This window comes from Mucilaginibacter metallidurans (assembly GCF_003286435.2).
Lineage (GTDB): Bacteria > Bacteroidota > Bacteroidia > Sphingobacteriales > Sphingobacteriaceae > Mucilaginibacter > Mucilaginibacter gossypii.
This window is the reverse complement of record NZ_CP043449.1, coordinates 1,704,106-1,720,349: the sequence shown is the minus strand read 5'-3', so window position 1 is coordinate 1,720,349 and position 16,244 is coordinate 1,704,106. Positions and strand designations below refer to the sequence as shown.

Genomic DNA, 16,244 nt, shown 5'->3' with positions numbered 1-16,244 from the left:
GCTTATTTATCGTTTTAAAAATTTTGCTCTGAGGCTACCGTTTCGGTCTCAATCTCTATTTCTTTTCCAACAGGTTTACCGCTTACGCGTTCCTGGAGTGATTGGAAGATGATGAACAGTACCGGGATCACAAACACACCGAATATGGTACCGATCAGCATCCCGCCTACAGCGCCTGTACCTATCGAGCGGTTACCTTCGGCACCTGCTCCTGATGCAATCATTAGCGGGACTAAACCCAGTATAAATGCGAAAGATGTCATCAAAATAGGCCTTAAACGGGCAACCGAGCCATCAATAGCGGCCTGCACAATGCTTTCGCCATTACGCCTGCGGGCTACCGCAAACTCAACTATCAGGATGGCATTTTTGGCTAACAGACCGATGAGCATGATGAGGGTGATCTGCAAATAAATATTGTTTTGGATGCCGAAGATCCTGGCGAAAATAAACGCGCCGGCCAAACCTATAGGCAGTGACAGTAATACAGCAAATGGCAGGATATAGCTCTCGTATTGCGCACTTAATAAGAAGTATACAAACACCAAACACAGCAGGAAAATAAAAATAGTTTGGCTGCCGCTGGCAATCTCCTCGCGGGTAAGGCCCGAAAATTCGAACCCGTAACCGGCAGGCAATGTTTTCGCGCCTACTTCCTGAATGGCTCTAATGGCATCACCCGTACTGAAGCCCGGTTTCGGAGCGCCGTTTACCGAAATAGAAGTAAACAGGTTAAAACGGTTAACTGATTCAGGGCCGTAAACCTTTTTCAGCGTAACAAACTCAGATATGGGCGCCATCGTATTATTGGCATTGCGCACATACATGTTGTTCAGGCTACCGGTGGTACCCCTGTAAGCGGCATCTGCCTGAATCATTACACGGTATTGCTTGCCAAACTCATTGAAGTTGGAGGCATAAACACCGCCAAAATATCCCTGTAAAGCGCTTAATACCGAGTTTACAGTAATACCGGCATCCTTACATTTAGCCACATTGACATCAACCAAAAACTGCGGGAAGTTGGTGTTAAAAAACGTAGACGCATATTGAATTTCGGGACGCTGGTTTAACGCGCTCAGGAACTTGCCGTTTATTTCGGCAAATTTCACAATGTCACCGCCGGTTTTGTCCTGCACCTGGAACTCGAAACCGCTGCTGTTACCAAAGCCCTGTAAGGTTGGCGGAGCAAAAAACAAGACGGTAGCGCCTTTAATTCCGGCTGTCATGCCAAATAGCTTACCGATAACGGTGTTTACGTCAGATCCTTTGGCCGTGCGTTTGTCCCAGGGTTTCAGCTTAACCATGATTAAGCCATATGAGCCACCCGCGCCGCTCAGTATGCCCTGACCTGCAACCCTGATAGTCGACTCCACTTCGGGCAGGGACCTTACCATACCTGATACCTTGTCGATAACCTCTGTAGTACGCTCCAGTGATGCGGCAGGCGGCAATGAGATATCGCCAATAATAAAACCCTGATCTTCATTAGGCACAAAGCCCGATGGCGTTGTTTTTAGCAGGAACCAAAATATCAACCCAAAAACCGCAATGCCGGCAATCGAGAGCCATTTTTTGGCCGCAAGAAAACTTACAGATTTTTTGTATTTGCGGGTAATTGTATCAAAACTGGTATTAAAGGCTGTATAAAATCTTTGTAACAGGCCTGTTTTATGATGCTCGCCTTCGGGATGCGGTTTCAATAGCAGCGCGCACAATGCCGGGCTTAATGTTAAAGCGTTTACTGCAGATATAAAAATCGCGACAGCAAGCGTTAAACCAAACTGTTTATAAAACACCCCGGTTGAACCGGTAATGAACGTTACCGGGATAAACACGGCAGCCATTACCAATGTGATAGATACGATTGCCCCGCTGATGTCATTCATGGCGCTGATTGTAGCCGCTTTTGCCGATTTAGCCCCATGATCAAGCTTGGCGTGTACGGCCTCAACCACTACTATGGCATCATCCACCACAATACCAATGGCCAGCACCATGGCAAATAGCGTAAGCAGGTTAATGGTAAAACCAAACAGCTGCAGAAAGAAAAAAGTACCTACAATAGCCACAGGCACCGCGATAGCTGGGATCAGTGTGGAACGGAAATCCTGAAGGAATACGAACACTACGATGAACACCAGCACAAAGGCTTCAATCAGGGTGTGCACAACTTTTTCTATCGAAGCATCTAAAAAGTCATTAACACTAAAAAGGGAAGTATAGCTAATGCCCGCGGGGAACGTTTTCGACGCCGCCTCAATGGTCTGCTCGCAGTTTTTAATTAACTCATGCGCATTTGAACCCGCGGTTTGATAAATGGCTATAGCTACCGCGGGTTTGCCATTCATGGTAGTAGCATTGGCGTAACTTTGCGCGCCAAGCTCAATCCGCGCTATATCTTTCAGGCGCAACAGCTGCCCCTTGGTTGATGAGCGGATCACAATGTTTTCAAACTCGGGCACACTGGTAAGCCTGCCTTTGTATTTCAATACATACTGGAACGACTGATTATCGTTCTCTCCTACTTTACCCGGCGCCGCTTCAATGTTCTGCTCGGCCAGGGCGGCGTTCACATCATCCGGTACAAGACCGTAAGTGGCCATTACATCGGGCTTTAACCAAATACGCATGGAGTAATCCTGTATGCCAAATGATGACGCGTCACCTACACCGCTGATACGCTTGATTTGCGGCAACACGTTAATGTTGGCATAGTTTTGCAAAAATTTCTCGTCGTAGCTTTTATTATCGCTCGACAGGGAAAATACCATCACCATACTGCTTTGCCGTTTACTGGTGGTAACGCCTGCCTTTGTAACTTCGGCCGGTAATAAACTGGTGGCTTTTGACACCCTGTTCTGCACGTTTACCGCTGCCAGGTCGGGATCGGTGCCTTGTTTAAAATAAACAGTGATAACGGCGCTGCCGTCATTACTTGCAGTAGAGGTCATGTAAGTCATGTTCTCCACGCCGTTAATTTGCTCTTCGAGCGGTACGATAACACTTTTCATTACCACTTCGGCATTAGCGCCCTGGTATGATGCGGATACCTGCACGGTAGGCGGTGCTATATCGGGGTATTCTGATATGGGCAAGGATGTAAGGCCCAGGATACCCAGTATGACTATAATTACCGATATTACGGTAGATAGTACTGGTCGTTCAATGAATGTACGTAACATATTGTTTATGTTGGTGCCGGGTAAAAAGGAATCCGGCCGGTGTTGTGAAAATTATTTTAGATCTTTATATACCACGGCGTTCTCCTGTACTTCCGGTTTGATAACCATACCGTCTTTTAAACTGCCTGCGCCATCGGTAACAATGGTATCACCGGCTCTAAGGCCTTCGGTAACTACATAATATTGGCCTGTGGTGAGGTCCATAACGCTCACTTCGGTATTTTTAACCGCTCCTTTGCCGTCAACCACATAAACAAAATGCTTTCCCTGTAACTCATAAGCGGCCTTTTGAGGGATCAGCACGGCATCTTTTACTGTCTGGGGGATCTGTATAGTAGCACTTCCGCCGCTGCGGATCAGGCCAACAGGGTTAGGGAACGCGGCCCGGTAACTTGCCGATCCGGTTTCGGTATTAATTAAACCGCTGATGGTTTCCACTTTACCTTTTTCGGCATAGGTGCTGCCATCCGGCAATACCAGTGAAACAGGCGGCGTGTTGGCCAGCTTTTCATTCATGGTTTTTCCTTTTACCGTTCTCGAAAAATCAAGCAGCTGCTTTTCATTCAGCGCGAAGTAGGCATACACCTTACCGATATTAGATACTGTTGTTAATGGCTGCGCGGTTGAACCGGTGATGAGGCTGCCCAATTTATAAGGGATGGCCCCTACCACGCCATCAACCGGGCTGGTTATTACCGTATAACCTAAATTGGTTTTGGCGTTTGCTAAACTGGCTTTTGCCTGGGCAAGGGTGGCCTTGCGGGCTTTTAATGTGTACTCGGCCGATTCAAGCTCATAATGGCTGATGATATCTTTTTCAACCAACGGCCTGGTTTTGTTAACCTGCAATTGGGCAGCGCTTACATCAGCTTCGGCACTAGCGATAGCCGCTGTCGCGGTGTTTACGTCCTGGGCGTATTGCGGCGCGCTGAGCTTAAAAAGCAGCTGGCCCTTTTTTACAACGCTGCCCTCGTCAATGTAGATCTTATCGACATAACCATCAACTTTAGGACGGATCTCTATATTTTGCTGCCCCTGGAGCGTGGCAGGGTATTCGCTGTTCAGCGTGGCGTCATGTAAACTAATTTTAAAAACCGGGTAGCTTTGCGGTGGCTGGGGAGCCCCCGCAGCCATGGCACCGCCCTGGTTTTGGCTGCCGCCGCATGACGACAATAGAATTAAGGCGGCCCCAAAGCCGGTTAACAGTTGAACTGTATTTTTCATAAATATTAACTTGTAGTTATTGGAGTGAATTGATATTGAAGACATTGTGATATATGTTAAATTGTTTTGTTTGACGATTGCGTTAATCACCGGATAAATTTTTTACTGGAAAATCATTTTACAGATCATCTTCTTTCGCTCATTAATGAGGCAGGTATAACTTTCATTGCTCAGGTTGAAGGCCTTCTTATATATAGGCCCCATGATAAGCGGGTATGACATCAGCGAAAACAGGTTCAGCACAAAATGCATGGGGTTCATCCGTTCAATATTACCCGCCTCCATCTCGGCGCTGATCTGCTCCATGAACTTATTGATATGGTGCGGCCTGGCCTCGTTTGTGTACTTACAGATGTTTGAATTGATCTCGGTGATCAGAAAAGTTTCCTGGTAGGGATAATCGTTGGCCTCAGTTAAAAACAGTTCTATAAAGCTTTCGACCTTGCTTTTAAACGGCATGTCAGATGCCATAACAGCATCAAGGCGGGTAGTTAAAGCAAGCATAGCTTCCTTAAACACCTGCTCAATTAAAACATCCTTAGTGCGGAAATAGTAATTTAACAAGGTGCGGCTTACACCGGCCGCGTCGGCAATATCCTGGGTATTGGCGTGGAGCCGGCCCTCGGCAAAAAAAATGTGTTTAGCGGTGTCCTTAATTAATTGTTCGGCACCTGTGTCCCTTATCGGCATAAACAAACCTGGCGTTTAACCGGGCACACTATTACGCCCGGCTGCATCAACAACTGATGACAGGGCAAAAGTGGCTCAATTATCGTTTTTGCAGAATGTTTAAAGGATGGCGCAATATGTCAAAAAGTCGTTTTCACTAAAAACATTGTAATGGAATGGTAATAATAGTTACAGCGTTGCAACGATACTTATCATTTGCAATTAAAATTATAACGAATAGCGTAGTAACTAAGTACCAAAGAGATCGGACTGAGAAGAATTTCTCCAGGGGGGCTATAGGCTTATAAAGGCGTTTGACGGTACTTACTGGGACTGGTACCGCATTGTTTTTTGAAAAACTTGCTAAAAAAGAACTGATCGGCAAAGTTGAGATAGGCAGCAATCTGGGCTATGGTTAACGAGGGGTCGTTAAGGGCGACTTTAGCTTCCAGTATCACAATCTCGTCAATGAACTCGCCCGCGGTTTTACCGGTTATTTCCTTTACAGTTTGCGAAAGGTATTTAGGGGTGATATTGAGCATGGCAGCATAAGCCTGCACGCTTCTTTCTTCCTTAAAATGCTGCGGAAGGATTTTTAAAAACCTAAAAGTCAGTTCTTCTTTACGCGTACCTTTTACTTCCGCTATTTTTTGTTGCTTTTGATATAAGGCACCTATCTCATAAATAAAACCCGTAAAAATGCTTAACACAACTTCGTCCTGGTATGCCAGATCATTACGAACATCCATTTTACTTTCGAGGATTTTCATAATTGGTATAAGCGTATCGGCCGCCTCCTGGTCAATAACCAGTAACGGATTTACCTGCGATGATAAAAAATCAAACGCTTCTACGTTTTTGGTGTGGATACTGGTAGCAGATAAATACGCCGAGGTAAATATGATCGAGGTAAGCCTGCAATCTGGCGAAACATTCAGAAACTGGCGAACGGTATTGGGGGCTACCATCAGGATATTGTTTCTTTTTAAGTTATATTCCAAAAGGTTGGCACTGATTGATAACTCACCTTCATGAACAAGCGTTAAAAAAAAATGATCTGACCGGAAGGGATGCAAAATAGGCACCTCAATGTCCCCCGGATTAAACGACATCACATGCAGGCCTTTATACTGATTGGTAACACCAAGCGGAGCAAGCAATTGCTCCATAGTATGCATCTGTACAGGTCGGATCTCTTTCGGCATAGTGAGCAATAATAATTATTTACACGAATTATTACGAATTGAATCGAATTACACGAATTAGCTATTTGATATAATTCGTGTAATTCGATACAATTATAAACACCTTGCAAAGGCATTCGTGTATATCAGCTCATCGACGGGAACGAAATTCCTTTAATCTTCCTAAACAATTCTACAGCGTACAGATCCGTCATGCCCGAAACAAAGTCAAGAACGGTCTGGATCTTTGAATAATCGTCATTGGCTTTGGTTAAAAACTGTTTAGGGATCAGTTCGATCAGTTTCTCGTGGTATTTTGAATTATTTTTTAAATAAGCAGGGACAAACTCTTCCAATAAACCACCCATTACCTTATAACCGGCAACTTCCTTTTGCACTACCGAACTATAGTTGTAGATCTTTTTTACAGAAACCTTTTCGATCGCTTTCATGGCAGACCGGAGTGGTTCTTCAATCGCATCCATCAGCGCCGAATTAAAATCACCGTTCATGATCTCTTCTTGTTTGTCATAAAACAGATTTGAGCATTGATTTACCAGTGTATTTATGGCTATTGCCCTTAGATATCCCACCTTAGCATCAGTATCATCAAACTCTTCCAGTCGCTCTTCCATCCTGGGAATAGTACACAATGGCATTAGCAATGCTTTCACTTCCTCATAGGAGAGTATTTTAAGGCGATGGGCATCTTCCAGATCAACGACATTGTAGCAAATATCATCAGCCGCCTCAACAAGGTATACTAATGGATGCCTTTTGTAAATAAGTTCATCTCCCTCTACCCTGATCAAACCCAAATCATTGGCTATCTTTTCAAAATCCTGTTGCTCGGAAGCAAAGAAACCATATTTCTTTCGGTAGATGATACCCTTTTTATGCCCGGCGGCAGATGAACACGGGTATTTTGCAATAGAAGCGATGGTTGAATAAGTTAATGCCAAACTCCCCCGGCCTTTACCGGCAAACGGATGCGTTAATAATCTCAGGGCATTGGCATTGCCTTCAAAATGCGTCAAATCATCCCATTGCTGAGCGGTAACAGTGTCTTTATAATCCTTACCTGCTCCTTCTGCAAAATAATGTGAAATGGCTGACTCGCCCGAATGGCCAAAGGCGGGATTACCCAGATCATGGGCTAAGCAGGCGGCAGCCACCATATTGCCGATCTCACTGATCAGCGGATATTTCTTTTCTACATCCGGATCTTCTTTAAGCATCCTGTTAAAATGCATCCGCCCTAACGAGCGGCCCACACTGGCTACTTCCAAACTATGGGTAAGCCGGTTATGTACAAAAATGCTTCCGGGTAAAGGGAATACCTGGGTTTTGTTTTGCAACCTCCTGAAGGGTGATGAAAAAATGATCCGGTCGTAATCCCGCTGAAACTCCGATCGTGCATCGATATGGTTTGCAATATATTTATCCTCGTAACCCCAGCGTTTTGCCGATAACAGTTGATCCCAGTTCATTATAGTTTGATGTATATAGAGCGGCAAAAGTAGCCATTATGCATGAAAGAAATAATAGGCTACACCACCTCAAAATGCTGCCTTAATTTCTCTTCTTCCAAATCCAGCAGATCCAATTGCTGCTTTACAATATCATCGCTAATGTTTTCTTTTTTATTCAGTGTAAGTAACAAGGCCCGCTGCTGGTCCATTACATCATTTAAAATTACGCGGTAGTCATGATAAAAATTATCGGCGCGTTGTTCACTGCCATCTTTTTCCCAGTCTTTCAGCAGTTCCATATCGGCACTCAATCTTAACCTAAATGCTTTGATCATATCGTTACCGTCTAATCTGTCGGCATATTTATCTTCAAGTATTTGTAATGCCAACTTCGATAACTTCTTCCTGACTAATTGCTTTTGCTGCTCGTGCGAACCTATGTAATCACGATCGGGCATATTTACAAACTTCACCAATAAGGGCAACGAAAGGCCCTGAACCACCAGGGTAAACATGATCACTACAAAGGTGATAAACAAGATGAGGTTGCGTTGAGGAAAGGCGGCGCCCGACGGCAAAAGTTCGGGGATACTCAAGGCGGCGGCAAGCGAAACCACACCCCGCATCCCTGCCCAGCCTAACAATAATGGCCCCTTCCAACCCGGGCTCGGATCGGCTGTAGTGATGTAACGGCTAATGAATACGGTAAATACAGAGGCCCCAAAAGTACTGGCCAAACGGGCCAGTATCAGTACACCGGTTATAATAAGGCTATAATTTATCGCCGGTTTCAAGCCATCGGGCCCAAGCGCCTTGATAATTACCGGAAACTCTAACCCTATCAGGATAAACACAAACCCGTTTAAAACAAAAGCTACTGTTTCCCAAACATTAACCCCCTGTAACCGGCTGCGGTAACTTAATATCACGTGCCGTTGTGACGACAGGAACAAACCGCCGCTTACTACAGCCAGCACGCCCGAAAAGTGAAACTCTTCGGCCGCCATATACATGGCATACGGTGTAATAAACGTAAGGATAATATCAATATTGGCCGTAGTTGGCAACCACCGGTGTATGGTATAAAAAACCAAACCTACTGCCAATCCTATAACGATACCCATTACAATCACCAGTACAAAACTTAGCGTGGCCTGTCCTAACGCAAATTTACCGGTAACAACCGCGGCAAGCGCAAACCTGAATATCACTAAACTTGATGCGTCGTTCAGCAGGCTTTCACCCTCAACAATGGCAATAAAGCGCTTAGGCACTTTTATATTTTTCAGGATAGTACTCGCCGACACCGCGTCGGGTGGCGAAATGATCCCTCCGAGCAAAAAACCCAGGGGCAGGGTAAAGCCCGCGATAAAGCTGTTTGACACAACCGCGATTAAACATGATGTTAAAATAACGATCAAAAATGCAAAGCTGGAGATCACCCTGCGCCATTTCCAGAAATCCTTCCAGGAAGTGTTCCAGGCCGATTCATACAACAAAGGCGGCAGAAAAATAACAAAGATCAGATCGGGCTGTATTTCGATACCTTTTAGAAAAGGAACGAAACCAAGAGGTAAACCGACTAAAACCAATAGTATGGGATAAGCTATTTTGATTTTTTGCCCAAGCATTACCACAAAAAGGATAACTACCAACAGGCAGGCACATTGAATAATAACGTGATGCAGCATGTAGCTAAAATACAATTATTCGTTGAGTTAAGCTTGCAAGCTATATTATTAACCAGTATTAAGAAAACATGAACAAATAATCGTTTTTGCTGTTATGAAATCATTAAATAAAACTACCGAAGTAAAAATTGAGTTATAAAAAGATAAAATCCTAAAAAACAGCAACAAAAAATAAAAATAAAGTCATTTTATATCAAAAAAAATACAAACCTATTTCGATAGCTTCAAATATTTTAGTATTTTCGCAATCATGGCGCCGACGATAAAAAAAATATTCTTCGCATTATTTTTTTTCCAGCTTGCAATAGCTGTAGCCCCTGCTAACGCCGAATCAATTTTAACCCACTACAAAAAATCCGGCCAGGCTGCCGATTTAATTTCCCGCACCCATCAAAGGATCATCGGTCAAATTCAGCAGCAGGAAGTTCAGGATGATTCACCCGATTCGGATACTAACGAAGCTCACCATAACCGTACCATCATACGCTTTTTACCCAGCCGGGTAAATTATTCATCAGCACTAATGCCTGGTCAGCAGGCCTCACTTGCCGATATTATATCATTAGTCGAAAAACGACAAAACCAGAATAAATCCATCAAAGGCTTTTTGCCTGCATATTACAATTTCCTTTTCAGGCTCAGCCCGTTCTGATCCCTTTTCCGTTTCAGATGCCCTTTGCGGCAAATCCATGTTTTTATAAATCAAATTTTAACATTGGCTAACAGTACGTGATTAGCACTGCTATGCCTGTAATCTATCCGGAAAAAAATGAAAAAGATCATCATTTATATACCCCTGCTGGCCATGGCCGCCGGCATACTTGTCACGGGTTGCTCAACCAAAGCCAAAACCAATAACGAAGCTGCCGCTTCCGATACGCTTCAGCTACCTGTACTTACGTTAAATACGCAGGATACTGTTCTTCAAAAATCATACGTTGCCGATATCCAGGCACAAAAAAATATCGAGATCCGCTCACGCGTTCGTGGCTTCCTCGAAAAAATATATATCGATGAGGGAAAGCAGGTTAAAAAAGGCCAGCTTTTATTTAAACTTAACGACCAGGAATTTAAAGTAAACCTGTCAAAAGCTAAGGCCGCGTTAAGTAATGCCGTGGCCGCTGCCAAAGCAACCGAACTTGAGGTAGCAAGGGTTAAACTACTGGTTGACAAGAAAGTAATATCTAAGTCTGAACTGGAAGTTGCCGAATCAAAAATGAGCGCAGATCGGGCAACCATTGAAGAAGCACGCTCTATGGTACAAAGCGCCGAAGACCAACTGGCTTACACTTACATCCATGCGCCGTTTGATGGCATCATCGATAGGATCCCGCTTAAATCGGGCAGTTTGATTGATGAAGGCACATTGCTTACCAGCTTGTCTGATATAAGCTCCATGTATGCTTATTTTAGCTTTCCGGAAAATGAATACCTGCAATATATCCGCAAAAAGGAATCAGCTCCCGGCCAAACAAGTGATAAGGTTAAGCTGGTATTAGCAGATGGCCTGGACTTCCCTTACCAGGGCGAAATAGAAACAGTAGAGGCTGAAATTGAGCAAAAAACGGGCTCAATCAATTTCAGGGCAAAATTCCCTAATCCGAGCAAGCTATTGAGGCACGGTGCTACCGGTAAGCTTTTCATATCTACCAAAGCCAATAACGTAGTCATGGTGCCACAGCAGTCGGTATTTGATATCCAGGATAAAAGTTACGTATACATAGTTGATAAGGATAATAAACTGCACATGCAGGCTTTTTCGCCGCAAACCCGTTTTTCTACCTATTATATTGTGAAAGACGGCCTGAAAGCAGGCGACAGGATCTTGTACCAGGGAGCGCAGAACGTACGTGACGGCATGATCATTAAACCAAGGAAAATGGCAAAAGACTCATTGCTGGCAATGAAATAATTATTGCTGATGTTTCCTTTTTCCGGCCGCGTAAAACGCGCGGCGCGGGTTTATTGTACACTTACCCTAACAAACTATGTTCGAAACTTTTATAAAGCGGCCAGTGCTGTCGCTTGTTATCTCATTGATAATTACCATGCTGGGTGTGCTGGCGCTTATCACGCTGCCCGTTACACAGTTCCCTGATATTGTGCCGCCATCGGTAACTGTAACGGCCAACTATACCGGTGCCAATGCCGAGGTATGTGCCAAGGCCGTGGCTACCCCGTTGGAGCGTGCTATTAACGGCGTGCCGGGGATGACCTACATGTCGACCGTTTGCAGTAACGATGGCTTAACGGTGATCCAGATCTACTTTAACGTTGGGGTTGACCCCGACCAGGCCGCGGTGAACGTTCAAAACCGCGTAGCCACCATTATTGACGAAATGCCGGAAGAAGTTATCAAAGCCGGTGTTACTACAGAAAAAGAAGTAAACAGTATGCTGATGTACCTGAACATCATGAGCCAGGACACCAGCATGGACGAAAAGTTTATTTATAACTTCACCGATATCAACGTTTTACAGGAACTTAAACGAATTGATGGTGTAGGCCGTGCCGAGATCATGGGTGCCAAAGAATACTCCATGCGGGTATGGCTTAAGCCCGACAGGATGATGGCCTACAAGGTATCAACCGATGAGGTGATAGATGCCATCCGTGCCCAGAACGTGGAGGCCGCGCCGGGCAAAACCGGCCAAAGCTCGGATAAAACCCCGCAAATGCTGCAATATGTATTGCGCTACCCGGGCAAATTCTTCGAGCCTAAACAATATGAAAACATTGTTATCCGCGCCGAGGAAGACGGTTCGGTATTAAGATTGAAAGAAATTGCTGATGTTGAATTCGGTTCCCTAACCTACAGTATGGTATCCAATACTGATGGCAAGCCCTCGGCATCAATCATGATAAAACAACGCCCCGGCTCAAATGCCCGCGAGGTGATCAACAACATTAAAACCCGCATGGCCGAGCTTAAGGAAAGCTCATTTCCGGCCGGGATGACCTTTAACGTAAACTATGATGTATCGCGCTTTTTGGATGCATCCATACATGAAGTATTACGTACGCTGGTTGAGGCTTTTATCCTGGTTTTCATTGTAGTATTTATTTTCCTGCAGGATTTCCGGTCTACACTGATCCCGGCTTTGGCGGTCCCGGTAGCCCTCATCGGTTCGCTGTTTTTTATGCAGATGCTGGGCTTTTCCATCAACCTGCTCACACTCTTCGCATTGGTATTAGCCATCGGTATTGTGGTGGATAACGCGATTGTAGTAGTTGAAGCCGTACACGTAAAAATGACCGAAAACCACATGAACGCCATGGATGCTACCATTAGCGCCATGCGCGAGATCAGTGGAGCTATTGTGGCTATCACACTGGTCATGTCGGCGGTGTTTGTGCCGGTGGCCTTTATGTCGGGGCCTGTTGGGGTATTTTACCGGCAGTTTTCGCTTACGCTGGCTATTTCCATTGTGATATCGGGCGTCAATGCTTTGACGCTTACCCCCGCCCTTTGTGCTATCATGCTGAAACATAGCCCTGCTTCAAAAAAGAAAAGTTTGATGCAGCGCTTTTTTGGCGGTTTCAATAAACGGTACGATGGATTACAGAACAGGTATTCAACCTTCATGACCTACCTGTCGCCGCGCAAGGGAATTACTTTGCTATTACTGGCAGGCTTCTTTATCCTTACCTGGGGTACCAGCGCTATTTTGCCAACGGGCTTTATCCCAACTGAAGACCAGGGTATGCTTTACGTGAACGTAACCACCCCGGCAGGTGCTACAGTTGAGCGTACCGAACAGGTGCTGAAAGAGATTGAAGCCAAAACCAAATCGATGAAGTCTATCGAATCGGTTTCAACCCTTTCGGGTTACAGTTTGGTGAATGAGATTGCCGGTGCCTCGTACGGCATGGCCATGATCAACCTTAAACCATGGGATGAGCGCAGTGAATCATTGGATGATATCATTGCCGAACTAACTGCGAAAACGAAGAATATCGGCGATGCATCCATTCAGTTCTTCCCCCCGCCTACCGTACCGGGCTTTGGTAACGCCAGCGGTTTCGAGATAAGGGTACTTGATAAAAGCGGCCAGGGCGATTTGCAGAAAGCTGCCGATGTAACCAAAAACTTTGTAAATGCGCTTAACGCTTCACCGGAAATTGCCGGAGCTTTCACCAGCTTTGATCCTAACTTCCCGCAGTATATGATCTCTGTCGACCAGCAAACAGCGGCTCAAAAGGGCATTACGATTGATAAAGCAATGTCGACCCTGCAAACATTGATGGGAAGTTTCTATGCTTCCAATTTCATCCGTTTCGGGCAAATGTATAAGGTGATGGTACAGGCCTCGCCCGAATACCGTTCGCGCCCCGAGGATGTTTTAAACCTGCAGGTTAAGAACGATAAAGGCGAAATGGTGCCGTTCTCCACATTCATTAAAATGGAGAAGGTTTTCGGCCCCGAGCAACTCACCCGCTATAATATGTATACATCGGCCATGGTTACCGGCGATGCAGACAAAGGCTTCAGCAGTGGCGACGCCATCAAAGCCATTGAGCGTATCGCTGCAGAAAAATTGCCGAAAGGCTATGCCTTTGAATGGTCGGGTATGACTCGTGAGCAGATCCTATCCGGTAACCAGGCTATTTACATTTTTGTGATCTGTTTGATATTCGTTTACCTGTTGCTGGCTGCCCAGTATGAAAGCTTTTTGCTGCCGCTTCCGGTTATCCTTTCATTGCCTACAGGTATTTTCGGCGCGTTCTTCTTCCTGAAGATCACCGGGCTGGAAAACAACATTTATGCCCAGGTGGCACTGGTAATGCTTATCGGCTTGTTAGGTAAAAACGCCATCCTGATAGTTGAGTTCGCTATCCAGCGGCAAAAAGAAGGATTGAGCGTGCTAAAAGCCGCTATTGAAGGTGCAGTATCCCGTTTACGGCCAATCCTTATGACATCGCTGGCATTCATTGCCGGTTTGATACCGCTTTGCGTAGCAAGTGGCGCCGGTGCAATGGGTAACCGGTCGATAGGTACCGCTGCTGCCGGAGGTATGCTGATGGGAACTATTTTCGGATTGATCCTTATTCCGGGTTTATATGTCATCTTCGCGGGTTTGGCCGAACGCAATAAAAAGCAAAAACCAGCCACAGAAGTAGCTCACCATGAGCTCGATATCGTTAATAATTAATCAAGATCTGCAATGCTAAAAAAAGCAATTTTCTATATACTCAATACAGCACTTTTGATGGTGATCATGGCCGGCTGTAAAAGCTACAAACCGGTCACGGGGCAGGAAGTGGCCGCTAATCTGCCGTCGTCATTCAATAACAGTACTGATACGACAACAATTGCAGCCTTACCAATAGGCCAGTTTTTTGCCGATCAGAGGCTCGTTAACCTCATTGACACAGCCCTTAAAGCAAACCCCGATTTGTTAAGCGCCCTGCAAAGGGTCGAAGCCGCGCGGGCCAATCTACGGTTCAACGCCTCAAAGCTTTTCCCTACCATAAACCTTGCCGCCAACGCAGGGGTTGAAAAATATGGTGATTATACCCAAAACGGCGTAGGTAATTACGACACCAATTTTTCAAACAACATCAATAGCGATCAGCATATCCCCAATCCTGTACCTAACTATTTCCTGGGCTTTCAAAGCTCATGGGAGGTTGACCTTTGGGGCAAGCTGAATAACCAGAAAAAGGCCGCCTTTGCCCGTTTCCTGGCCAGTCAAAGCGGATACCACCTGGTAACAACAGCCCTTACAGCCCAAATTGCCGGGCTTTATTACCAGTTACTGGCTTACGATACCGAATTAGGCATCATCAAAAAGAATATTAAGCTACAGGAGCATGCCCTGGAAATCGTTAAAATCCAAAAACTGGGCGGCCGTGCTACAGAGTTGGCCGTACAGCAATTTGAGGCGCAATTGGCCCGTACCAAAGGTTTGGAGTTTACCACCCGCCAGCAGATTACCGAAACCGAAAATCAGCTCCGCTTTTTAACCGGAAGTTATACCGGAACAGTAACACGGGACACTTCTATCATGAAAATTAAACTGCCTGTGGTAGTTGGTACTGGTGTTCCGTCGCAAATGCTGTTAAACAGGCCGGATATCCGCTCTGCCGAACTGGAGCTTACCGCGATGAATGCCGACATCAAAGCGGCAAGGGCCAACTTTTTCCCTACTTTAACTTTAACTCCCTATGTGGGTTATAACAGCTTCAGGGCAAACCTGTTATTCGACCCAACTTCATTTACCTATGGTATTTTAGGAGGCATTACCGCCCCTATTTTTAACCGCAAAGCAATCAAAGCCGAATATGAGCGGACTATAGCCGAGCAGAAAATAGCGGTGTACAATTATCAAAAAAGTATCCTTTCAGGTTTCCAGGAAGTGAAGAATAATTTGAGCGGGATAGAGAATTTTAACCGTGCTTTTGAATTTAAACAACAGGAGCTGCAATCGCTAAACAATGCTTTATCCGTAGCTAACGATTTATACCTTGTTGGCAGGGCCAATTATTTGGAGATCATCACCGCGCAACGGAGCGTACTTGATGCCGAACTTGAGCTGGCCGGTATTAAGCGGGATATTTTCTTAAGCTCGGTTAATTTATACCAGGCTGTAGGCGGCGGCTGGAGGTAAGATACAAACATAATTTAATTAGAAATGGATACCTTATTAGGCATCCATTTTTTGCTTCTATTGAGTCGTTAAAAGCTTGGGAATGTGCGATTCCCTCCCTTGAGAGGGTGTAGGGAGGGGTTTCTTCTGTATGCCTGCTCGTTTGCAAGGCGTATAAACCCCTCCCTGCTATCGCACTTATCCTCCGCGCCCCTCCCGAGGGAGGGAA

At 45.3% G+C, this 16,244-nt stretch carries 10 protein-coding genes; 4 read left to right on the top strand and 6 right to left on the bottom strand.

The genetic code is table 11. The features are described from left to right. Positions 1-14: 14 nt before the first annotated feature. From DIU38_RS07600 to DIU38_RS07575, 6 genes are all read right to left on the bottom strand, one after another. Positions 15-3,185 (bottom strand): efflux RND transporter permease subunit, encoded by a 3,171-nt coding sequence (locus DIU38_RS07600; RefSeq protein WP_112654247.1) that lies wholly within the window; start codon positions 3,183-3,185, stop codon positions 15-17. A gap of 51 nt (positions 3,186-3,236) precedes the next feature. Next, positions 3,237-4,409 carry an efflux RND transporter periplasmic adaptor subunit gene (locus tag DIU38_RS07595; protein ID WP_112654248.1) on the bottom strand — a complete coding sequence of 391 codons (1,173 nt, stop codon included), beginning with the start codon at positions 4,407-4,409 and terminating at the stop codon, positions 3,237-3,239. 102 nt (positions 4,410-4,511) lie between these two features. Then, positions 4,512-5,099 carry a TetR/AcrR family transcriptional regulator gene (locus tag DIU38_RS07590; RefSeq protein ID WP_112654249.1) on the bottom strand — a complete coding sequence of 196 codons (588 nt, stop codon included), beginning with the start codon at positions 5,097-5,099 and terminating at the stop codon, positions 4,512-4,514. Positions 5,100-5,380: 281 nt separating this feature from the next. After that, positions 5,381-6,283 carry a helix-turn-helix domain-containing protein gene (locus tag DIU38_RS07585; protein WP_112654250.1) on the bottom strand — a complete coding sequence of 301 codons (903 nt, stop codon included), beginning with the start codon at positions 6,281-6,283 and terminating at the stop codon, positions 5,381-5,383. Between the two features lie 125 nt (positions 6,284-6,408). After that, positions 6,409-7,752 carry a deoxyguanosinetriphosphate triphosphohydrolase gene (locus DIU38_RS07580; RefSeq protein WP_208057561.1) on the bottom strand — a complete coding sequence of 448 codons (1,344 nt, stop codon included), beginning with the start codon at positions 7,750-7,752 and terminating at the stop codon, positions 6,409-6,411. Between the two features lie 59 nt (positions 7,753-7,811). Next, entirely contained in the window at positions 7,812-9,425 is a 1,614-nt protein-coding gene (locus tag DIU38_RS07575; protein ID WP_167516105.1) for a Na+/H+ antiporter, read from the bottom strand. 250 nt (positions 9,426-9,675) lie between these two features. Here DIU38_RS07575 and DIU38_RS07570 point away from each other — a divergent pair, with 250 nt between their 5' ends. The 4 genes from DIU38_RS07570 (at position 9,676) to DIU38_RS33855 (ending at position 16,036) form a co-directional block, all read left to right on the top strand. Next, positions 9,676-10,077, top strand: coding sequence for a hypothetical protein (locus DIU38_RS07570; RefSeq protein WP_091162714.1), 402 nt, complete (start codon positions 9,676-9,678; stop codon positions 10,075-10,077). Between the two features lie 117 nt (positions 10,078-10,194). After that, positions 10,195-11,337: an efflux RND transporter periplasmic adaptor subunit gene (locus DIU38_RS07565; RefSeq protein WP_112654251.1), complete on the top strand. Its 1,143-nt coding sequence runs from the start codon at positions 10,195-10,197 to the stop codon at positions 11,335-11,337. Between the two features lie 76 nt (positions 11,338-11,413). Beyond that, positions 11,414-14,578, top strand: a complete 3,165-nt coding sequence (locus DIU38_RS07560; RefSeq protein WP_112654252.1) for an efflux RND transporter permease subunit — start codon at positions 11,414-11,416, stop codon at positions 14,576-14,578. 12 nt (positions 14,579-14,590) lie between these two features. Further along, positions 14,591-16,036, top strand: coding sequence for a TolC family protein (locus DIU38_RS33855; protein WP_243770790.1), 1,446 nt, complete (start codon positions 14,591-14,593; stop codon positions 16,034-16,036). Positions 16,037-16,244: the final 208 nt, after the last annotated feature.